Genomic DNA, 21,348 nt, shown 5'->3' on the forward strand with positions numbered 1-21,348 from the left:
CTCGACTGGATTTGGGGCCTATTGCCTGCCTTACGCTCGGCGCGACACAGCCGCAGACATGCGACGGCCCTCGCCGGGACGGGCAATCCCGTTGCGAGGGCCTGACCACCGAGGAAGGTAAGGACTTCCCGATGGATACCCAGCACCCTAGCGCGCCCTCGCACGCCCAGTCCGGTTTTACGGGCAACAAACACCCGAACCGGGGCCCCCGTTCCAGTGTCGGCGGGCTCATTCACGAGCACACCCGTCACACCACACGCTTCACGGTGATCGGCAACCACCTGGCCCAGCACCCGGAGCTGTCGGGGCTCGCCATCGGACTGGGGGTGCACATCCAGTCGCTGCCACCGGGCGCACAGGTCGACATCAAGACCCTTGCCGCCCGCTTCCCCGAGGGCGCGACCCGCATCGCCGCAGCCCTGCGCGAGCTGGAGACCCACGGCTACCTGCGCCGCGAACGCACCCGCGTGCCCGGCGGCCGGATCGTCACCCGCACGATCTCCTGCAACCAGCCGGGCGGCCCGCGGGACACTCATGAGCCCAGGCCCGCGCCCCGCAAGCGCAAGGAGCAGCAACGCCGCAAGGCGCTGCCGCCGGTCCCACGCCCGGGGTGTCCCTCCCCCTCGCTCCTCCGCACAGCCATGGACCTGCTCGCGGGCCTGCGCCGCCAGGATCCACGCCTGCTCCTCTCCGAGTGCGACACCGCGCACCTGGCCCCCGGCGTCGCCGCCTGGCTGGAACGCGACGTCAGCCCCACCGCCGTGCGCCACGCCCTGACCACTGGCCTGCCGGACGAACCCCTGTGCCGCCCGGCCGCCCTCCTGGCCCACCGCCTCGCCACCCAGCTGCCACCCCCGCCCCCGTTCCGCGCACCAACCACCCCGCCACCCGTACGACACCCCCTCCAGACCTGCGACAACTGCGACCGCGCCTTCCGCGCACCCCACCCCGGCCGCTGCCGCGACTGCCGAACCGATCTCCCGGAGGCCGCCTAGCATGAATGCGACGATCCTTGCCCCTGGGCACAGACGACGAGGAGCGAGCGCCATGACCATCGCACCGGACAGCGCGCGGCAGGGCCCCTCCCATGCCTACCGAGCCATGCGGGACTTCGTTCAGTCCGTGGAGGACACGCTTCCCGGCAAGTTCGAGATCACCAAGGAAGGACTCGTCCACGACATGATGTCGCCCGTGAAGCAGCACGAGCTGACCGCGCTGCACCTCCGGAAGCGTCTGGAGAAGGTCATGCCGGAGGAGATCGTGGCCCACACGGGCGAGCCCGACGTGGAGGACGAGCCCGAAACCATCTTGCGGCACCCCGACGTGATGGTGATCGCCTGGGCAGATATGGAGGGTGACGGGTCCTTCGATCCCCGTACACTCATCGCCGCCATCGAGATCGTCTCCCGCTCCAACCCTGACAACGACTGGGTGGGCAAGGTCCGCGACTACCCCCTGATGGGCATCCCCGTCTACGCGGTCTTCGATCCCCGCACCGGCACCGGCGCCGTCTTCACGGACATCCACCCCACGCCGGACGGCCCCCGCTACGCCACCCGCAAGGACTTCGTCTACGGCGAGGACGTCACGATCGCCGACTGGACCATCTCGACGGAGGGGCTGCCCCTCTACGGCTGACCGCTCCCCACCCTCCGGCTCTCCCCCGGCCCCAGGTACAACTCCGGCATCCCGCCCGTGTCGATCACCAACCGCTGCACCACCACCGTCGGATCCACCATCCACAACGTCAGCCGATGGACCCCGGCCGACCCCACAAAGTGCCTGGTCGCCGAACGGTTCACATTGTCCGACGTGTTGCGGGCCCACACCGCGTTCAGCGCCCCGTCGTCCGCGCCCGCCGTGATGTCGACCGTGCGGATCGGGCCGTCGTCCAGTGACACCCCGTAGCTCAGGCCCGTGACCCCCGGCAGGGCCGGGTTACGAGGGGAGACGTACGTCCACACCGTCACCTCGCCCGGATCCGTCACCAGGCTCACCTCGTACTCCAAGCGGGGTGACGAGCCTCCCGGCGCGACGCTCGGTGACGTCACCGGCCACGGCGTCATCCCCGCGCCCGTCCGGCCGATGCCGTCGAGCCGGCGCCACTGTCCGACGGCCCGGTCGTAGTGCTCCGCGTCGACGGCCACATAGCCGCCGGCCTCCACGAAGCCTCGCAAAGGCCCGGTCGGGCGGTCCGCCACGCAGCGCACGGTCACCGACGTCCCTGCCCCGCGCACCGTCAGCGTCCCCTCGGCCCGGCCGGACGGGGCCCGGGACCAGTCCACCCGCACCTCCACCCGCACCTGCTGCGCCACCCGGCCGCGCGGGCGGTCCACCACCAGCCACGGGACCGACGACCGCACCTCGTACGCGAACGGCGTACGACCCCTGTTGAAGATCTCCACGTACTGCTGCGGACGCGTCTGGTACGGGCTGAACGCCGGCAGAGCGGCCTCCCCCGACGCACCCCCCGGCCACCACATTCCCGCGTCCTCCGCCCCGTCGACCGACACCCCCAGTTCCGCGCCCGAGGGCACCTCGATCCGCCGAACCGCCGGGAACAGCACATCCGGCAGCGCCACGTTGTCCTTCTCCGGCTCCTGCCACCCCGCGTCGGGGCCGTAGCGGTCCACGTCCCCGTAGTCGATATGCGGCTGGGTCTGGAAGCCCCGCCACTTGCCGCCCGCCACCCGCGAGTTGAAGCGGTCGGCCAGCGCGAAGTCCCTCGCCAGGGCCGCCTGCGCCTGTGCCGCACGGTCGTTCGCCGCTGCTCTGCCCTGCGCCGCGTACAGCAGGTTCGTGAACTCCGCCGACCGCAGCGCGTACAGGTTCGCGGTCGCCGTCATCTCGTAGCCCGCCAACTCGAACCAGGCGTCCTTAAGTTCGTCCGGCAGCCGACGGGCGACGCGCTCGGCCCGCTCGCCCAGCGCCCGCCACTCGTCCGTCACCCGTTCCAGCTCCCGGTGCGCGAAGTAGTACGGGGTCTGCTGGTCGTCGTACACCACCTGGCCGTCGGACAGGGTGATCCGGCGGTTCAGCAGCTCCGGCTTGCGGCGGGCCTGGAGGCGGCCGTACTCCGCGAGCAGCGAACCGATCTCGCGCGCCGGCGCCTCCCCGAAGTTCTGCCGGGCATAGCGCTCCTCCCACCCGCCGAGGCGTTCGAACGGCAGGCCGTCGGGATTCCAGGCGTACGAGAGGAAGAACTCCGCCGGCAGCTCGTTGCCCTTCAGATCGCCCACGTTCGCCACCCACAGGCCGTGGTTGCCGTAGGCGTGGGCCTGGTGGAGCTGGTCCCAGACGTTGCGCAGGTTGGCCGTGTCGACCCACTTGTAGTTGCGGCCCGCGCCGACGTAGTCGAAGTGGTAGTACAAGCCGAATCCGCCGCCTCGCGCGCCGTCCGGGTGCTTGCGGATGTTGCCCCAGTTGTCGTCCGTGAGGACCACCGTGACGTCGTCCGGTGCGCGCAGGCCACGGTCCCAGTACCGCTGCACCTCTTTGTAGAGGGTCCACACCTGGGGGGTTTCGGCGGCCGGCTTTCCCGTCACCTCCTCGATGATCTGCCGCTGGTCGGTGATGATCTCCCGCATCAGCTCGATGCCGTCGCCGTCGGGCAGGCTCGTGTCGCCGTTGCCGCGCATGCCGAGCGTCACGACGCCTTCGAAGCCCTGGTCCACCATGCGCTGGATGCCGGCCCGCCAGTACGCCCTGATCGCCGGGGCGTTGCGGCGGTACGACCATTCGCCGGTGCCCCCGTAGGGGTCGTGCCCGGGGCTCGCGTGGCGGTTCCACTCCTCGATGCCCCGCATCATCGGCGCCTCGTGAGACGTGCCCATGACAACGCCGCACTCCGCGGCCCGGCGGTGGTTCTCCGGGTCGTCCTCCGCGAAGGCCCGGCCCCAGACGGCGGGCCAGAGGTAATTGCCTTTCAGGCGGAGCAGGACCTCGAACACCTTCGCGTAGAAAGCCGAGTTGAAACCTCCGGGATGTCCCGGTGCCTTCCCTGGGCCGAAGTACGCCGGCGCCCACGTGCCGAGCGCGGGATTCTCGTCGTTGATGAAGAATCCCCGGTACTTCACCGCCGGGGTGCCCTGCGTATGGCGGCCGGCCCGCACCCACACCCCGGCGCGCCGCACCGGCGGCACATCGTCCCACCAGTGCCAGGGGGAGACCCCGATGCCGTACGAGACGTCGTACGCGCCGAAGATCGTGCCCCGCGGATCGCTGCCCGCGATGACGAACGCCCGCTCCACACCGGGCATCGGACGCTCCACGACCGTCTGCAGCGACGTCTCCCACTTCCCGCGTACGCCGGTGACGTCCAGCTTCCCGGATCGCACCAGGCCGTCGATCAGCGGGCTGCGGCCGATCGTGCCCAGCAGCACCGGCCATCGGCCCGGCGTCGCGCCGGGGCGGACGCCCGTCACCCGCTCCAGGTCGTCCCGCAGATCCCCTGCCACCCGTACGACTCCGGGGTGATCCTCGGGGCTGACCACCACGGGGGCACCGACCAGGGAGAACGCCCCGCCCGTGAAGGAGATGTACGCCCCCGGGTCCGTCACGGCCGGCCCTTCGCCCGCCGCGGCCCGGGCGGCCCCCGAAGCCAGCACCGGCGCGGCGGCCAGCCCCGCCCCCAGCACAGTCCTGCGCGCCACGGACATGCGTCCCCCTCCGCTCCCTATTTGCTCACTGCCATGACAAATAGTGGAGGCAAGGCCCGGCCGGCGGAACCTGTCGTGGCCGCCGAATAGTTTCGACAACGCGGAAGAGGCCCGTACGACCGAAGTCGTACGGGCCTCTCCTTAGGTCAAAGACCTTGGGTCAGGTGACCCTCAAGCAAGCGGAACTTACTTGGTGATCTTGGTGACCTGGCCGGCGCCCACGGTGCGACCACCCTCACGGATGGCGAACTTCAGGCCCTCCTCCATGGCGACCGGCTGGATCAGCGCGACCGACATCTCGGTGTTGTCGCCCGGCATGACCATCTCGGTGCCCTCGGGGAGGGTCACAACGCCCGTCACGTCCGTCGTACGGAAGTAGAACTGCGGACGGTAGTTGTTGAAGAACGGCGTGTGGCGGCCACCCTCGTCCTTGGACAGGATGTAGGCCTGCGCCTCGAACTCGGTGTGCGGGGTGACCGAGCCCGGCTTGATGATGACCTGGCCGCGCTCGACGTCCTCGCGCTTGATGCCACGGAGCAGCAGACCGACGTTCTCACCGGCCTGGCCCTCGTCGAGCAGCTTGCGGAACATCTCGATGCCGGTGACCGTGGTGGAGGTCTTCTCGGTCTTGATGCCGATGATGTCGACGGTCTCGTTGACCTTCAGGACACCACGCTCGATACGGCCGGTGACGACCGTACCGCGACCGGTGATCGTGAAGACGTCCTCGATCGGCATGAGGAACGGCTTGTCGACGTCGCGCTCCGGCTGCGGGATGGACTCGTCGACGGCGTTCATCAGGTTGAGGACGGAGTCCACCCACTCCTTCTCGCCCTCGAGGGCCTTGAGAGCGGAGACCTTGACGACCGGAACGTCGTCGCCCGGGAACTCGTACTCGGAGAGGAGCTCACGGACCTCGAGCTCGACGAGCTCCAGGATCTCCTCGTCGTCCACCATGTCGGCCTTGTTCAGGGCGACGACGATGTACGGAACGCCGACCTGGCGGGCCAGGAGCACGTGCTCCTTGGTCTGCGGCATCGGGCCGTCGGTGGCGGCGACCACCAGGATGGCGCCGTCCATCTGGGCGGCACCGGTGATCATGTTCTTGATGTAGTCCGCGTGACCCGGGCAGTCGACGTGGGCGTAGTGACGCGCCTCGGTCTGGTACTCGACGTGCGCGATGGAGATGGTGATACCGCGCTGGCGCTCCTCGGGCGCCTTGTCGATGTTGTCGAACGGGGTGGCCTCGTTCAGGTCCGGGTACGCGTCGTGCAGCACCTTGGTAATGGCGGCCGTGAGGGTCGTCTTACCGTGGTCGATGTGACCGATGGTGCCGATGTTGACGTGCGGCTTAGTCCGCTCGAACTTCGCCTTCGCCACTGGGGTCCTCCTGTGGAGTGGTTCTGTACGCCTTACTTCATCGGCGCCAGGTGATCTTTGCTGTAAAGGCCCGGAACCCGGGGGCATTCCGTCCGCGTTTGCGGGGGAATGCCCCGGGAGGCTCCGGAGTCAAGCCTACGGCGTGTGAACGCGGTGCGTTACTCGCCCTTGGCCTTCGCGATGATCTCCTCGGCGACGTTCCGCGGAACCTCGGCGTAGGAGTCGAACTGCATGGAGTAGCTCGCACGGCCGGACGTCTTGCTGCGCAGGTCGCCGACGTAACCGAACATCTCCGAGAGGGGCACGAGGCCCTTCACGACGCGGGCACCGGCCCGCTCCTCCATGGCCTGGATCTGGCCACGGCGGGAGTTGATGTCGCCGATGACCTCACCCATGTAGTCCTCGGGCGTGGTGACCTCGACGGCCATCATCGGCTCGAGCAGCACGGGCGAAGCCTTGCGCGCGGCCTCCTTGAAGGCCTGCGAACCGGCGATCTTGAAGGCCAGCTCGGAGGAGTCGACCTCGTGGTAGGCACCGTCGTGCAGGATCACGCGGACACCGGTCATCTCGTAACCGGCGAGGATGCCGAACTGCATGGCCTCCTGCGCACCGGCGTCGACCGAAGGGATGTACTCCTTCGGGATGCGACCACCGGTCACCTTGTTCACGAACTCGTACGAGGTGTCGCCACCCTCGAGCGGCTCGATGCCGATCTGCACCTTCGCGAACTGACCGGTACCACCGGTCTGCTTCTTGTGGGTGTAGTCGACGCGCTCGACGGCCTTGCGGATCGTCTCGCGGTAGGCCACCTGGGGCTTGCCGACGTTGGCCTCGACCTTGAACTCACGGCGCATACGGTCGACCAGCACCTCGAGGTGCAGCTCGCCCATACCACCGATGATGGTCTGGCCGGTCTCCTCGTCCGAGTGGACCTGGAAGGACGGGTCCTCCTCGGCCAGGCGCTGGATCGCGACGCCCAGCTTCTCCTGGTCACCCTTCGACTTGGGCTCGATGGCGACCTGGATGACCGGCGCCGGGAAGTCCATGGACTCCAGGATGACCGGGTTCTTGTCGTCGGACAGCGTCTCACCGGTGGTGGTCTGCTTCAGGCCCATGACGGCGACGATGTCGCCGGCGCCCACCGACTCGATCTCCTCACGCTTGTTGGCGTGCATGCGGTAGATCTTGCCGATGCGCTCCTTCTTGCCCTTGACGGAGTTCAGCACCGAGGTGCCGGACTCCAGGCGGCCCGAGTAGACCCGGACGAAGGTGAGCTTGCCGAGGTGCGGGTCGCTCATGATCTTGAACGCCAGCGCGGACAGCGGCTCGTCGTCGGACGGCTTGCGCTTGATGACCTCGTCCGCGTCATTGACCGCGTGGCCCTCGATGGCCTCGATGTCGACGGGGGAGGGCAGGTAGCGCACGACCGCGTCGAGCAGGGGCTGGACGCCCTTGTTCTTGAACGCGGTACCGCAGAACACCGGGGTGATGGTGGTGCCGGTGCCCTTGCCCGAGGCGATGGTGATACGACGGATCGCGGCGTACAGCTGCTCCTCGGTGGGCTCCTGGCCCTCCAGGAACAGCTCCATGATCTCTTCGTCGTTCTCGGCGACGGCCTCGACCAGCTTGCCGCGCCACTCCTCGGCAGCCTCGGTGTGCGTGTCCGGGATGTCGACGACGTCGTACATCTCGCCCTTGGTGGCCTCGGCGGACCAGACCAGGGCCTTCATGCGGACCAGGTCCACGACGCCCTTGAAGTCGGCCTCGGCACCGATCGGGAGCTGCATGACGATCGGCTGCGCGCCCAGGCGGTCGACGATCATGTCGACGCAGCGGTGGAACTCCGCGCCCGTGCGGTCGAGCTTGTTCACGAAGCAGATGCGGGGAACGCCGTAGCGGTCCGCCTGACGCCACACCGTCTCGGACTGGGGCTCGACACCGGCGACGCCGTCGAACACCGTCACGGCACCGTCGAGCACGCGCAGGGAGCGCTCCACCTCGACGGTGAAGTCGACGTGCCCCGGGGTGTCGATGATGTTGATGGTGTGGTCGACGTTCTCCAGCGGCCAGTGACAGGTGGTGGCAGCAGAGGTGATCGTGATGCCACGCTCCTGCTCCTGCTCCATCCAGTCCATGGTGGCAGCGCCGTCGTGGACCTCACCGATCTTGTACGACACACCGGTGTAGAACAGGATCCGCTCGGTGGTGGTCGTCTTGCCCGCGTCGATGTGGGCCATGATCCCGATGTTGCGGACCTTGGCCAGGTCAAGTGAAGTGGTAGCCATAAGGCTTCAGTCTTCTCTCGGTTCTCGATGGGGTAGCGACTACCAGCGGTAGTGCGCGAAGGCCTTGTTGGACTCGGCCATCTTGTGCGTGTCCTCGCGCTTCTTGACGGCCGCACCGAGGCCGTTCGAAGCGTCGAGAAGCTCGTTGAGCAGACGCTCGGTCATGGTCTTCTCGCGACGGGCGCGGGAGTAACCGACCAGCCAGCGCAGCGCCAGGGTGTTGGCACGGCCGGGCTTGACCTCGACCGGGACCTGGTAGGTGGCGCCACCGACACGGCGGGACTTGACCTCGAGGGTCGGCTTGATGTTCTCGAGAGCGCGCTTCAGCGTGATGACCGGGTCGTTGCCGGTCTTCTCGCGCAGGCCCTCCATGGCGCCGTAGACGATGCGCTCGGCGGTGGAGCGCTTGCCGTTCAGCAGCACCTTGTTGATCAGGGAGGTCACCAGAGGAGAACCGTAGACCGGGTCGATGATGACCGGGCGCTTCGGGGCGGGGCCCTTACGAGGCATTCTTACTTCTCCTTCTTGGCGCCGTAACGGCTGCGGGCCTGCTTGCGGTTCTTGACACCCTGGGTGTCGAGGGAGCCACGGATGATCTTGTAGCGAACACCCGGCAGGTCCTTCACACGGCCGCCGCGCACGAGCACGATGGAGTGCTCCTGCAGGTTGTGTCCCTCACCCGGAATGTAAGCAGTGACCTCGATGCCGCTGGTCAGACGCACACGCGCGACCTTACGCAGGGCCGAGTTCGGCTTCTTCGGGGTGGTCGTGAACACACGCGTGCAGACGCCACGACGCTGAGGGGAACCCTCGAGTGCGGGCGTCTTGTTCTTCTCGACCTTGTCCTGCCGGCCCTTGCGGACCAGCTGCTGGATCGTAGGCACTACTTCTCCGGTTTCTGTGTGCCGATGAGTACAGCTAACCCGGAACATCGCCGACCCACGCGGTCGGGTGTGTCGAATCCCGCAGACCTTGCCGCAAGGCAAAAGAGCGCAGATTACGGTGGCCATAACACGGCTCGCCATGCGGTTGAAGGCACGCACGAGAGCCAGGGCACACCCCAGGCACAAGGTCTGAGCGTACCTACCTCACGGACTTCGGTCAAAACAAATGGAGCGGCCCCCGACACGCCGGACTTCTCACCTCGTAAGCCAGGTTTCGTCCGAGTTGTCCCGCCCCTGCCGTCCGGGCCGTACGGCAGGGCGTCAGGCCTGGTCGCAGGGCCGGAAGGAACCTTCGGCCACTTCTGGCCGATTTTCGCTCTTGCCGGGGATGCGCCCGGTGCGCTTTCAGTACGTTGATCCGTCCGCTGCGGGTGAACATTCGGGGGGCCGGCATGGCGAGCACGTGGACGACCGCGTCCGCACGGGACGACGGGGGCCTGGACGACCGGGTGCCCTTCCTGGCCCGGCTGGAGGCGGAGGACCGGGCGGCGCTGCTGGCCCTCGGCCGGGAGCTGACCTTCACCGCGCGCACGGTGCTGATCCACCAGCACGAGCCGTCCTCGCACGTGCTCTTTCTGGTGCAGGGCTGGACCAAGGTGACCGCGGCGGCGGCCAACGGCTACGAGGCGCTGCTCGCGCTGCGCGGCCCCGGTGACATCGTCGGCGAGTCGTCGGCGCTGACCGGACGGCCGCGCTCGGCCACGGTGACCGCGCTGGAGCCGGTGCGCTCGCTGGCCGTGGAGCACGAGCGCTTCCGGGACTTCCTGCGCCGCTCCCCCGCCGCCTCCTTCGCCCTGCTCGGCCTCACCGCCGACCGCACCCGCGCGGCCGACCGGCGCCGCCTGGAGTTCGCCTCCATGAACGTGCGCGAGCGGCTCGCCGTCCTGCTGCTGGACCTGGCCCGCACGCACGGCCGGCGCACCGAGGAGGGCATCGAGGTCTCCGTCCCGCTGAGCAAGCAGGAGCTGGCGGGCTCGGTGGGGGCCTCCCGCGAGATGGTGCAGCGACTGCTGAGGGAGCTGCGCGACAAGCAGGCGGTCACCACGGGCCGCCGGGCCATGCTGATCCACCGCCCCGACGTACTGCGCCAGATAGCTGGCGCGGCCTCCGCCCTGGGCACACCGGGGACCGGCGCGCTGCCGGCCCCGGGCGCACCACCGGCATCCCCCCTGCCCCCGGCCCAGGGCGCACCGGGCATCCCCTCACCGCCGAGGGCACCCGAGGAGGCGTGACGGGCCGGCCAGGGCCGCGACAGGGGTGCGGCAGGCGTGCGGCAGGAGTGACAGAGCGCGGACAAGGTCTGCGCCCAGGGAGCGACAGCAGCGAGCATGCCGCCCGAAGGGTGACTGCGGTCCCCGGGTTCACTCTGTGCACACGGTCACACTTCGACTGCGTCATCCGCCCTCACGGTTGCCGCCGCCGTGCCGCCACTCTGCTGCTCAGCACGACGGAACCATCCGAGAGGCGACCATGACCGACCCCGTGAGCCGCACGATCCTGCTGCTGGACATCGAGAGGTTCAGCGATCGAGACGACGTGGAACAGGCCTATCTGCGGCGCATGCTCTACGACATCACCGACCGCACGCTGGAGCGCGCCGGCATCGACGAGACCCTGCGGCTGCGCGCCGACCGCGGGGACGCGGTGATGGAGCTGATCGACGCCAACGCCTCGGTCACCGCGCTGCTGCGCGTCCTGCTCGCGGAGGTCCCGGCGGAACTGCGCGCCGTCAACCGCATGGCGTCCCGCTCCGCCCAGATCCGGCTGCGCGGTGTCGTCGCCAGCGGCTACGTCGCCGTGGACGAGCACGACGGCTGGGTCGGCTCCGATCTGAACCACGCCTGCCGGCTGCTCGACGCCGCCCTGCTGCGCCAGGCCCTGCGCGAGCGGCCCGACGACTTCGCGCTGTGCGTCTCGGACGCCCTGTACGCCGGTGTGGTGCGCCACGACCACCCGGGCGTTCCCGCGGCCGACTTCCGGCCGATGACGGTGGACAGCAAGAACGGCCCGCTGACGGCCTGGCTGCACGGACCGCTGCCCGTCGGTCCGGACCGGCACGGGCAGCAGGACCACGGTGAGACGGGGGAGGTGCCGGGCGGTTCGGGGGACCGCCCGGCACCGCGGCAGCCCGCACCGGGCACCCCCGCGCAGAACGGCCCGGCGCCGGACGGATCAGGGGGAGCCCCGGCGCCGGGCCCGGTCATCAACATCCAGGGCGGCACGTTCTCCGGCGGCCTGCTCGGTGGCAGCCAGTTCGGCGGGATCAGCGGCGGCTGCTTCAACGGGGACGTCGTCTTCGGTGAGGGCGACGCCCGCGGCGAACGCGACGCACGCGGGCGGGGTGAGGGCGCGTGAGCACGCCCGAGGCGCAGGCCCCGCCCCGCGCGGACGGCGCACCGGCGGACGAGCCGGCCGCCGCGGACGAGCCCAGGCCTTCGGACGGCGCTGCGGACCCGGACGAGTCCGAGGAGCGGGACCAGCCGCAGAACGCCTGGTCGGCACGGCGCGACCTGGTCGACCACAGTCCGCGCACCATGAACGTCGGCGCCCGGGCCCGCTTCAGCGGCGGCCTGCTCGGCGGCGACCAGCACGGCGGCATCAGCGGCGGCCACTTCACCGGCGACGTCATCCTCGGCGGCAAGACGGAGGTCTACCAGCTCGCCGTGCCCGGCACCGCCGCCCCGGCCACCGGCGAGGTGCCCGAGGCCACCCTGGAGGAACTGGAGCGCGGCTTCGCGGCCGACGAACAGCTGATGTCCCGGCTGCTGCGCCGGCTGCGCGACGACCGGGTCCTGGTGCTGTCCGGGGGCCGCTTCACCGGCCGGCGCACGGCCGCCCTGATGCTGCTGCGCCGTCTCGGCGCCCTGCCGGTGCGCACCCTGGCCGGCGACACCGCCGTCGACAGCCTCGCCGACCGGCTCGGCGGCGAGCAAGGCGCACAAGTCATGCACAGCACGCACGGCGCGCAAGACACGCACGGCGGGCAGGGCACGCAGGGCAGGGGCAGGGCCCGCGGCCATGTGCTGTGCGACCTCGCCCCGCGCCGCGACCAGCCGCTGCGCTGGACCCATCTGCTCGCCGCCCGGGCGCGCCTCGCCGAGCAGGACGCCTACCTGGTCGTCACCCTCGATCCCGGCGCCGCGCTCGATGACGTGACCGCCGAGGAGTGGCACCCGCCGGGCGCCGCCGACGTGCTCGCCGTCCAGCTGCGCGCCCGCACCGACGAGGAGACGGCCGGCAAGTTGCTCGGTCTGCCGCAGGTGGCGGAGTTCCTGGGGCGCAGCCACCAGCCGCGCGAGGTCGCCGAGTTCGCCCGGCTGCTCGCCCGGCACGCGGCCGGAGAGGTCGCCGAGGACGCCGTAGGACAGTTCTCGCTGGTGTCGCTGGAGAACCAGGTCCAGGAGTGGTTCGAGGCCCAGGAGTCCGAACTCCACCTGCGGGACAAGGCCTTCCTCGTCGCCCTCGCCGCCTTCGACGGCGGGCCGTACGCGCTCACCGCCGAGCTGAGCGACCTGCTCTACCGCTTCCTGCAGGAGACCGAGAACCGGGCCCGCGTCCCCGAGGTCCCCGTCTTCGGCACACACGTCGGCAAACGGCTGCAGCTGGCCCGCGCGGAGATGTACTGGGAGCCCGAACACACCGAGTGGGGCCCGGTGGACCAGCAGAAGGCCGCGTTCCGTGACGAGCGCGCCTCCCTGGTGCTGCTGCGCGAGGTGTGGACCGGCCACCCCTCCGCCCGGCCCGCGCTGATCGCCTGGCTGCGCCGGCTCGCCGACGACGGCCGCCCGCTGGTGCGCACCCGGGCCGCCTCCACCGTGGCCGTCCTCGCGCGCACCGATCTGCCGTCCGCGATGGCGCTGGTCATCGAGCCGTGGGGCGCCTCCAAGCGGTACCGGCAGCGACTGGTCGCGGTCAACGCGCTCGCCCTGTCCCACATGGTCGGCACGCCCAACATCCCGCGCATCCTCGACACCTGGTGCGACGGCGACGACCCGAGGCTGCGCTGGGTGGCCGTACGGGCGTACGCGCTGATCGGTGCGGAGCGCCCGGAGCAGGCCCTTGCCGCGCTGCGCGGCGCCGTACGCGGCCACCACGAGGAGACGCTCACGGCCGACGGCGAACTGGAGCGGGAACTGGCCGAGGCCGTCGAGCTGTTGCTGCTCTCGGCGGCGAGCGACCAGGTCCTCGCCGAACTGCGCGCCCACCTCGACGACGACCGTGCCGTACGCGTCATGACGCTGGAAGGCTTCGTCCGCGCGTGCCGGCACACCGAGGGCGACGAGCGGTACGGCCATCCGCTCGTCCTCGGCTGGTTCGCCCGCGCGGCCGCCGACGGCGGGCCCGCCGCACAGGGCGTGCCGTTCCTGTGGCGGGCCGCCCTGGCCGATCCGCGCACCACCCAGCAGGCGCTGCAGGTCCTGCGCGAGTGGGTGCTGATCGCCGACCGGTCGACGGCCGTCGAGTGGGCCCTGGCCGCGCTGCTGCCCACGCTCGCCACCACGACCACCGAGCACCAGCGGCTGAGTCATCTGCTGCGCACCATGCCGGGCGAGGACGGCACTCCCCCGCCCCGGGTCGCGGCCCAACTGCTGACCGTACTTTCCGACTTCTGAGAACCCAGGACGAGAGACCATGCCCTCCTTCCGGCAACCCGAGTGGCAGCAGCCCGCCGACCGGCACACCCAGCTGGTCGACCCGGTGCTCACCGTGCGGCAGCTGTCGCGCTTCGAGTTCAACTTCCGATCCCTGGTCCGCATCGACCACGCGCTCGTCTTCTCCACCCCGAAGGGCACCTACGAGGCCTATCTGCCGCCGCACCGGCCGACCCGCGCCGAGATCACGGCCAAGCGCTACTCCGCCGTCTACGAGGTGGACATGGGGGTCCACCCGTACACCTCGACCCTCGCGCTGCCGAGCGACAACGACGCCTTCGAGTTCACCGCCGAGGTCGATCTGTCCTGGCAGGTGCTGGACCCGGCCCGGTTCGTGTCGAGCGGGCACCGGGACGTGCCCGCGCTGGTGCTCGGCGAACTCCAGCAGGCGGCCCGGCCGGTGACCCGGCGCTTCCCGGTCGCGCAGAGCGCTTCCGCCGAACAGGAACTGCTCCAGGCGGTGACCGTGCTCGGGCCGCTCGGGGCGACCGCGGGACTCCAGGTCACCTGGACCCTGCGGCTCAGGCGCGACCAGGCCGACATCGAGCACCAGCAGCGGCTGCGGGCCATCGACCACTCCGCCGCCGAACAGGTCCGCGCGGCCCAGCGGGGCACCGAGGTCGACATCGAGATGGACCGCCGGCTGCGGAACCAGGACTCCCTGCAGATCGAGCGGGCCGTCGCGTACGGCACGCAGCAGCAGGAGCTGCTCCTGCAGCAGCAGCGCTGGCAGCACGAACAGGCCATGCTCGCGAGCGGGCAGCAGCACGAGCTGGCCCTCCAACAGGGGCGGCAGGACATCGAGTTGCAGCGGATCGAGGCCCAGAAGATCGAGTTCTACCAGTACCACCTCCAGCAGGGCGGTGTGCACTCCTGGGCCCTCCATCTCGCCCAGCACCCCGAGGACTCCCGGCTGGTGATGTCCAGCATGCGCGAAGACCAACTCCGCATGATCCAGGCCCAGATGGACCTGGTGAAGCAGCTGCTGAGCGGCGACACGGCCGAGAGCTACGAGCTGGAGGGCCCCAAGCAGCTGGCCCTGCGCACGGTCAGCGACATCCTCAACCAGCGCCTCCCGGGCGTCCCGCAGAACCCGCCCCTGCTGCCCGAGGGGACCGGATACGGCCCGCCGGCACAGCCGGTGCCGACTCCACAGCCACAGCCACATTCGCAGTCGCAGTCACCGCAAGGAACGCAAGAGCTGGCAGGGGCGTCGCCGGCGCCGGGCGCCCAGGCGCAGGCCCCCGCCGCTCCGCTTCCCCCGATGCCCGCGAGCCCACCGCCGCCGGCCCCTCCTGCCGCCCCGCCCGCCCCGTCGGCCGCCCCCTTCGCACCGCCGCCGGGAATGCCCGGGCCGTACGCCACCCCCGGCTTTCCGCCCCCGCCTGCCCCGCCCGCCCACACCCCGCCGCCCCCGGCCTGGCAGCCGCCCCCGGGGTACGGCACGACGCCGACGGCGCCGGATCCGCGGGCCACGGCGGAGCCGGAGGACACGAAGCCGCCGACCGCGCCCGCCGAGAACGACAGCGACAGGAACGCCCCATGACCAGCACCGCCCCGGATGCCCCCGGTGACCGCGCAGCCGCCGCACAGCTCTGCGAGCGGCTGCTCGCGGAGACACGCGGCGAGATCGCCCATGCCGACAACAAGGCCTCCGTCCTGGTCGCCGCGCTCGGTATGACCGCGGGCGTGTTCAGCGCTCTGCTCGCGGGGCGGAACTGGTCCCCGTCCGCGCTCTCCGGGGCCGGTGCCGTCGTGTGGTGGGCCGGGGCCCTGTCGCTGCTGCTCTCGCTGTTCGCCCTGCTGCTCGCCGTACTGCCGCGCTACCGGCTGGGCACCTGGACGGCCGGGGAACCGCTGTCGTACTTCGGCGACATCCAACAGGCCGTCCGCAGCGGCGAGTTGGACTCCGCCCTCGCCGACACCCAGCGCCGTTCCACGGCCGGGCTGACCCGCGCCCTCACCGAGAACAGCCGGATCGCCGCACGCAAGCACCAGTGGATCCGCACCGGGCTCATCGCCTTCTGCGCCGGCACGGTCCTGCTCCCCGCATCCCTGCTGATCGGCTGACCAGCCCGCCGGCAGCCGTCCCCACGTGAAGGAACGAACGACCACCATGACCCAACCGCCGCCGACACCGCCCGACTTGCCCGAGCCACCCGCCCACCGGCCCGACCCCTGCCCGCGACCGCCGGGGCCGCGCCCGCACACACCCCCGCCGTACCCGCAGCCCCCACAGCCCGCCGCACCCCCGTACCCCGGGACGGCACCGCAGTACCCGCAGGCAGCACCCCAGTACCCGCAGACACCGCCCCCGTACCCGCAGGCGGCACCCCAGTACCCGCAGACGCAACCGCCGCCACCGCCTCAGTACCCGCAGAACCCGCAGAACCCGCAGAACCCGCAGAACCCGCAGAACCCGCAAGCGGCGCCCCAGTACCCGCAGGCTCCGGCCGCCCTGCCCCCGGCCCCCGCCCAGCATCCGCATCACATCGACACCGACCGGGGCCGGGTCTTCCTCTCCAGCGACCAGCGCCGGACGGACGCCACGGCCGTCGGGAACCTGCTGCTGCACGTGCCCAACTTCCTGTGCAGCCTCCTGGTCGTCTCCCTGGTCTCGCTGTTCTTCGGCGGCCTGGGCATCGTCGTCGTACTCGCCTGGCTCGCCAGCGGCGCACTCGTGTTCCACCGGCCCACCGAAAGCGCCCTCGCGCGCCATGTGCTACGGCTGCGCTACCCCACTGCGCAAGAACGCGCCAAACTCGAGCCGGTCTGGCGCGAGGTCACGGCCCGCGCCGGGATCGAGGGCCGCACCTACGAGCTGTGGGTGGAGGACAGCGACGCCCTGAACGCGGTCGCGGCCGCCGGCCACATCGTCGGTGTCACCCGGTTCGCCATGAACGGGCTGCCCAACGGCGAGCTGGCCGCCGTCATGGCGCACGAGCTGGGCCACCATGTCGGCGGCCACGCCTGGTCCTCGCTGCTCGGCTACTGGTACGCCCTGCCCGGCCGGGTGGCCTGGCGCGTGCTGAAGGCGTCCTCCGGCGTCATGTTCAAGGTCTCGCGTGCCTTCGGCTGCGTCGGCGTCGGCACCCTGGTGATCTTCGTGGGCGCGGTCGCGCTGGCCACGATCACCACGTTCTACGGCCTGCCGCTGCTGATCCTGGCGGTGCCCTACGCCTTGGCCGCCGTGGGCCGCCGCTCCGAGCTGCGGGCCGACGAACATGCCGCCGTACTCGGCTTCGCCCCCATGCTGGCTGCCGTACTCGACAAGCTGCACCAGCAGGAACAGTGGCAGCGGGCCCAGCAGGCCGCCCAGAACGGCGGACGGCCCGTCGAGGAGAGCGCGCTGGCCAAGCTGCTCTCCTCGCACCCGGACCACTACACGCGGCTGCACCATCTCCAGCCCTATCTCCAGCCGCAGGGACCGGCACAGGGCCCGGCACCGCAGAGCCTCTGAACACGCCGAAGGGCGGCCACCCCGCAGTCGGAGTGGCCGCCCTTCATACTGCTCGCTTACTGGTTGTACGGACCGTAGTCGTAGTCCTCCAGCGGAACGGCCTGGCCGGAGCCGGTGCCGAACGGCGAGTAGTCGATGTCGTCGTAGCCGACGGCCGAGTACATCGCGGCCTTGGCCTCCTCGGTCGGCTCGACCCGGATGTTGCGGTAGCGGGACAGGCCCGTACCGGCCGGGATGAGCTTACCGATGATGACATTCTCCTTGAGGCCGATGAGGCTGTCGGACTTGGCGTTGATCGCCGCGTCCGTCAGGACTCGGGTCGTCTCCTGGAAGGAGGCGGCCGACAGCCAGGACTCCGTCGCCAGCGAGGCCTTGGTGATACCCATCAGCTGCGGACGACCGGAGGCCGGGTGACCGCCCTCCTGGACCACGCGACGGTTCTCGGTCTCGAACTTCGAGCGCTCGACCAGCTCGCCGGGCAGCAGCTCGGCGTCGCCGGACTCGATGATCGTCACGCGGCGGAGCATCTGCCGGATGATGATCTCGATGTGCTTGTCGTGGATCGACACACCCTGCGAGTTGTAGACCTTCTGGACCTCGCCGACCAGGTGGACCTGGACGGCACGCTGACCCAGGATGCGCAGCACGTCGTGCGGGTTGGTGGCACCCACGGTGAGCTGCTGGCCCACCTCGACGTGGTCGCCCTCGCGGACCAGGACCTTGGCACGCTTCGAGATCGGGAACGCCGTCTCGTCGCTGCCGTCGTCCGGGGTGACGACGAGCTTCTTGGTCTTCTCGGTCTCCTCGATGCGAACGCGGCCGCTCGCCTCGGAGATCGGGGCGACACCCTTCGGGGTACGGGCCTCGAACAGCTCGACGACACGCGGCAGACCCTGGGTGATGTCGTCACCGGCCACACCACCGGTGTGGAAGGTACGCATCGTCAGCTGGGTACCGGGCTCACCGATGGACTGGGCGGCGATGATGCCGACCGCCTCGCCGATGTCCACCAGCTTGCCGGTGGCCAGCGAACGGCCGTAGCACATCGCGCAGGTGCCGACGGCGCTCTCGCAGGTCAGGACCGAGCGGGTCTTGACCTCCTCGACGCCACGGGCGACCAGCTCGTCGATGAGGACGTCACCGAGGTCGGTGCCGGCCGGGGCCAGGACCTGGCCCTCGACCACGATGTCCTCGGCGAGGCAGCGCGCGTACACGGACGTCTCGACGTCGTCCGCCTTGCGCAGCACGCCGTCCGCGCCCCGCTCCGCGATCTTGAGCTTGAGGCCGCGGTCGGTGCCGCAGTCCTCCTCACGGATGATGACGTCCTGGGAGACGTCGACGAGACGACGGGTGAGGTAACCCGAGTCGGCGGTACGCAGGGCCGTGTCCGCCAGACCCTTACGGGCACCGTGCGTGGAGATGAAGTACTCCAGCACGGACAGGCCCTCACGGAACGAGGCCTTGATCGGACGCGGGATGGTCTCGTTCTTCGCGTTCGACACCAGACCACGCATACCGGCAATCTGACGCATCTGCATCATGTTGCCTCGTGCACCCGAGTTCACCATCATGAAGATCGGGTTGGTCTTCGGGAAGTTCTCGTTCATGGCCTCGGCGACCTCGTTGGTCGCCTTGGTCCAGATCGCGATGAGTTCCTGCGTGCGCTCGTCCTTGGTGATCAGACCGCGCTCGTACTGCTTCTGGACCTTCTCGTCCTGCGCCTCGTAGCCCTTGACGATCTCCTTCTTCGCCTCGGGAACGACGACGTCGGAGATGGCGACGGTGACGCCGGAACGGGTGGCCCAGTAGAAGCCGGACGCCTTCAGGTTGTCGAGCGTCGCCGCCACGATGACCTTCGGGTAGCGCTCGGCGAGGTCGTTGACGATCTCGGAGAGCTGCTTCTTGCCGACCTCGTAGTCGACGAACGGGTAGTCCTCGGGCAGCAGCTCGTTGAAGAGCGCACGGCCCAGGGTGGTGTTCAGCCGGAAGCTGTCACCCTGCTGCCACTCCGGCTCGCCCTCCTCGCGGGCCGGCGGGGTCCAGCCGCGCGGCGGGATGGTGCCCACCGGGAAGCGGATGTCCACGCGCGACTGCAGCGACAGCTCGCCGGCGTCGAACGCCATGATCGCCTCGGCCACGGACGCGAACGAACGGCCCTCGCCCTTGACGCCCCGCATCTCGCCGTCGGTGGTGAGGAAGAACAGACCGAGGACCATGTCCTGGGTCGGCATCGTCACCGGACGGCCGTCGGCGGGCTTGAGGATGTTGTTCGAGGACAGCATCAGGATGCGGGCCTCGGCCTGCGCCTCCGCGGACAGCGGCAGGTGCACGGCCATCTGGTCACCGTCGAAGTCCGCGTTGAACGCGGTGCAGACGAGCGGGTGGATCTGGATGGCCTTGCCCTCGACCAGCTGCGGCTCGAAGGCCTGGATGCCGAGGCGGTGCAGGGTGGGAGCACGGTTCAGCAGCACCGGGTGCTCGGCGATGACCTCTTCGAGGACGTCGTACACGACGGTGCGGCCGCGTTCCACCATGCGCTTGGCGGACTTGATGTTCTGCGCGTGGTTCAGGTCCACCAGGCGCTTCATCACGAACGGCTTGAACAGCTCCAGCGCCATGGCCTTCGGCAGACCGCACTGGTGCAGCTTGAGCTGCGGGCCGACGACGATGACGGAACGCGCCGAGTAGTCGACTCGCTTGCCGAGCAGGTTCTGCCGGAAGCGACCCTGCTTGCCCTTCAGCATGTCGGACAGCGACTTCAGCGGACGGTTGCCGGGGCCCGTGACCGGGCGGCCACGACGGCCGTTGTCGAAGAGCGCGTCGACGGCCTCCTGGAGCATGCGCTTCTCGTTGTTCACGATGATCTCGGGCGCACCGAGGTCGAGAAGGCGCTTCAGGCGGTTGTTGCGGTTGATGACACGGCGGTACAGGTCGTTCAGGTCGGAGGTCGCGAAGCGGCCACCGTCCAGCTGCACCATCGGACGCAGGTCCGGCGGGATCACCGGGACGCAGTCCAGGACCATGCCCTTGGGGCTGTTGGACGTCTGCAGGAACGCGGAGACGACCTTCAGGCGCTTGAGGGCACGGGTCTTCTTCTGGCCCTTGCCGGTGCGGATGATCTCGCGGAGCCGCTCGGCCTCCTCCTCCAGGTCGAAGGACTCCAGGCGCTTCTGCAGCGCCGCGGCACCCATCGAGCCGTCGAAGTACGTGCCGAAGCGGTCACGCAGCTCGCGGTAGAGCAGCTCGTCGCCCTCGAGGTCCTGGACCTTGAGGTTCTTGAACCGGTTCCACACCTCGTCGAGGCGGTCGATCTCGCGCTGCGCGCGGTCGCGCAGCTGCTTCATCTCGCGCTCGGCACCCTCGCGCACCTTGCGGCGCACGTCGGCCTTGGCGCCCTCGGCCTCCAGCTCGGCGAGGTCGGTCTCGAGCTTCTTGGCGCGGCCCTCGAGGTCGGCGTCGCGGCGGTTCTCGATCTGCTGGCGCTCGACCGAGACGTGCGCCTCCAGGGAGGGCAGGTCGCGGGTACGGCGCTCCTCGTCGACGTACGTGATCATGTACGCCGCGAAGTAGATGACCTTCTCGAGGTCCTTGGGAGCCAGGTCGAGCAGGTAGCCCAGACGGCTCGGGACACCCTTGAAGTACCAGATGTGCGTGACGGGGGCGGCCAGCTCGATGTGGCCCATCCGCTCACGGCGCACCTTGGCGCGCGTGACCTCGACGCCACAGCGCTCGCAGATGATGCCCTTGAAGCGGACGCGCTTGTACTTGCCGCAGTAGCACTCCCAGTCCCGGGTCGGACCGAAGATCTTCTCGCAGAAGAGTCCGTCCTTTTCGGGCTTCAGGGTGCGGTAGTTGATGGTCTCGGGCTTCTTGACCTCACCGTGGCTCCACTGACGGATGTCGTCAGCGGTGGCCAGGCCGATCCGGAGCTCGTCGAAGAAGTTGACGTCGAGCACTATGCGTCAATCC

General features: G+C 69.9%; 14 protein-coding genes. 8 read left to right on the forward strand and 6 right to left on the reverse strand.

Annotation, left to right across the window (positions count from 1 at the left end; all coding sequences use genetic code 11):
* The first annotated feature begins 131 nt into the window (after positions 1 to 131).
* The gene (locus A6P39_RS18630; RefSeq protein WP_067045357.1) at positions 132 to 995 is read left to right on the forward strand and encodes a DNA-binding protein; all 864 of its coding nucleotides are present in this window, start codon (positions 132 to 134) and stop codon (positions 993 to 995) included.
* Positions 996 to 1,047: 52 nt separating this feature from the next.
* Entirely contained in the window at positions 1,048 to 1,638 is a 591-nt protein-coding gene (locus A6P39_RS18635) for a Uma2 family endonuclease (RefSeq protein ID WP_067045360.1), read from the forward strand.
* On the opposite strand, the gene A6P39_RS18640 is transcribed toward A6P39_RS18635, so the two are convergent.
* The 5 genes from A6P39_RS18640 to rpsL form a co-directional block, all read right to left on the reverse strand.
* Entirely contained in the window at positions 1,629 to 4,658 is a 3,030-nt protein-coding gene (locus A6P39_RS18640) for a glycosyl hydrolase 115 family protein (protein WP_067045363.1), read from the reverse strand. The two genes, A6P39_RS18635 and A6P39_RS18640, sit on opposite strands and share 10 nt — an antisense overlap.
* 186 nt (positions 4,659 to 4,844) lie before the next feature.
* Positions 4,845 to 6,038 carry an elongation factor Tu gene (gene tuf, locus A6P39_RS18645; RefSeq protein WP_067045366.1) on the reverse strand — a complete coding sequence of 398 codons (1,194 nt, stop codon included), beginning with the start codon at positions 6,036 to 6,038 and terminating at the stop codon, positions 4,845 to 4,847.
* A gap of 158 nt (positions 6,039 to 6,196) precedes the next feature.
* Complete coding sequence (gene fusA / locus A6P39_RS18650; RefSeq protein WP_067045368.1) at positions 6,197 to 8,323, reverse strand: elongation factor G; 2,127 nt, start codon at positions 8,321 to 8,323, stop codon at positions 6,197 to 6,199.
* A 39-nt stretch (positions 8,324 to 8,362) separates the two neighbouring features.
* A complete protein-coding gene (gene rpsG / locus A6P39_RS18655) occupies positions 8,363 to 8,833 on the reverse strand; it encodes a 30S ribosomal protein S7 (RefSeq protein WP_003998848.1) in 471 nt (156 codons plus the stop codon).
* Between the two features lie 2 nt (positions 8,834 to 8,835).
* Positions 8,836 to 9,207 (reverse strand): 30S ribosomal protein S12, encoded by a 372-nt coding sequence (rpsL, locus tag A6P39_RS18660; RefSeq protein WP_003948652.1) that lies wholly within the window; start codon positions 9,205 to 9,207, stop codon positions 8,836 to 8,838.
* A 452-nt stretch (positions 9,208 to 9,659) separates the two neighbouring features.
* On the opposite strand from rpsL, the gene A6P39_RS18665 reads away from it, so the two are divergent.
* From A6P39_RS18665 to A6P39_RS18690, 6 genes are all read left to right on the forward strand, one after another.
* Positions 9,660 to 10,499 (forward strand): Crp/Fnr family transcriptional regulator, encoded by an 840-nt coding sequence (locus A6P39_RS18665; protein WP_079133350.1) that lies wholly within the window; start codon positions 9,660 to 9,662, stop codon positions 10,497 to 10,499.
* Between the two features lie 238 nt (positions 10,500 to 10,737).
* A complete protein-coding gene (locus A6P39_RS18670; RefSeq protein WP_067045371.1) occupies positions 10,738 to 11,622 on the forward strand; it encodes a hypothetical protein in 885 nt (294 codons plus the stop codon).
* On the forward strand, positions 11,619 to 13,880 hold the full coding sequence (locus A6P39_RS18675) for a hypothetical protein (RefSeq protein WP_067045374.1): 2,262 nt from the start codon (positions 11,619 to 11,621) through the stop codon (positions 13,878 to 13,880). The genes A6P39_RS18670 and A6P39_RS18675 overlap by 4 nt, the downstream gene beginning before the upstream one ends.
* Positions 13,881 to 13,899: 19 nt before the next feature.
* On the forward strand, positions 13,900 to 15,465 hold the full coding sequence (locus A6P39_RS18680; RefSeq protein ID WP_067045377.1) for a hypothetical protein: 1,566 nt from the start codon (positions 13,900 to 13,902) through the stop codon (positions 15,463 to 15,465).
* On the forward strand, positions 15,462 to 15,989 hold the full coding sequence (locus A6P39_RS18685; RefSeq protein WP_067045380.1) for a Pycsar system effector family protein: 528 nt from the start codon (positions 15,462 to 15,464) through the stop codon (positions 15,987 to 15,989). The genes A6P39_RS18680 and A6P39_RS18685 overlap by 4 nt, the downstream gene beginning before the upstream one ends.
* Positions 15,990 to 16,035: 46 nt before the next feature.
* Positions 16,036 to 17,379, forward strand: coding sequence for a M48 family metalloprotease (locus A6P39_RS18690; protein WP_067045383.1), 1,344 nt, complete (start codon positions 16,036 to 16,038; stop codon positions 17,377 to 17,379).
* A 56-nt stretch (positions 17,380 to 17,435) separates the two neighbouring features.
* On the opposite strand, the gene A6P39_RS18695 is transcribed toward A6P39_RS18690, so the two are convergent.
* Positions 17,436 to 21,335, reverse strand: a complete 3,900-nt coding sequence (locus A6P39_RS18695) for a DNA-directed RNA polymerase subunit beta' (protein WP_067045386.1) — start codon at positions 21,333 to 21,335, stop codon at positions 17,436 to 17,438.
* Positions 21,336 to 21,348 lie beyond the last annotated feature (13 nt).

It is taken from the genome of Streptomyces sp. FXJ1.172 (genome assembly GCF_001636945.3).
GTDB lineage: Bacteria > Actinomycetota > Actinomycetes > Streptomycetales > Streptomycetaceae > Streptomyces.

What these genes read in the sequence shown, in the direction of transcription:
- fusA (WP_067045368.1), bottom strand. Translation starts at nt 8,323, where the DNA reads ATGGCTACCACTTCACTTGACCTGGCCAAGGTCCGCAACATCGGGATC.
- A6P39_RS18665 (WP_079133350.1), top strand. Translation starts at nt 9,660, where the DNA reads ATGGCGAGCACGTGGACGACCGCGTCCGCACGGGACGACGGGGGCCTG.
- A6P39_RS18680 (WP_067045377.1), top strand. Translation starts at nt 13,900, where the DNA reads ATGCCCTCCTTCCGGCAACCCGAGTGGCAGCAGCCCGCCGACCGGCAC.
- A6P39_RS18690 (WP_067045383.1), top strand. Translation starts at nt 16,036, where the DNA reads ATGACCCAACCGCCGCCGACACCGCCCGACTTGCCCGAGCCACCCGCC.
- A6P39_RS18635 (WP_067045360.1), top strand. Translation starts at nt 1,048, where the DNA reads ATGACCATCGCACCGGACAGCGCGCGGCAGGGCCCCTCCCATGCCTAC.
- A6P39_RS18640 (WP_067045363.1), bottom strand. Translation starts at nt 4,658, where the DNA reads ATGTCCGTGGCGCGCAGGACTGTGCTGGGGGCGGGGCTGGCCGCCGCG.
- A6P39_RS18670 (WP_067045371.1), top strand. Translation starts at nt 10,738, where the DNA reads ATGACCGACCCCGTGAGCCGCACGATCCTGCTGCTGGACATCGAGAGG.
- A6P39_RS18630 (WP_067045357.1), top strand. Translation starts at nt 132, where the DNA reads ATGGATACCCAGCACCCTAGCGCGCCCTCGCACGCCCAGTCCGGTTTT.
- rpsG (WP_003998848.1), bottom strand. Translation starts at nt 8,833, where the DNA reads ATGCCTCGTAAGGGCCCCGCCCCGAAGCGCCCGGTCATCATCGACCCG.
- A6P39_RS18685 (WP_067045380.1), top strand. Translation starts at nt 15,462, where the DNA reads ATGACCAGCACCGCCCCGGATGCCCCCGGTGACCGCGCAGCCGCCGCA.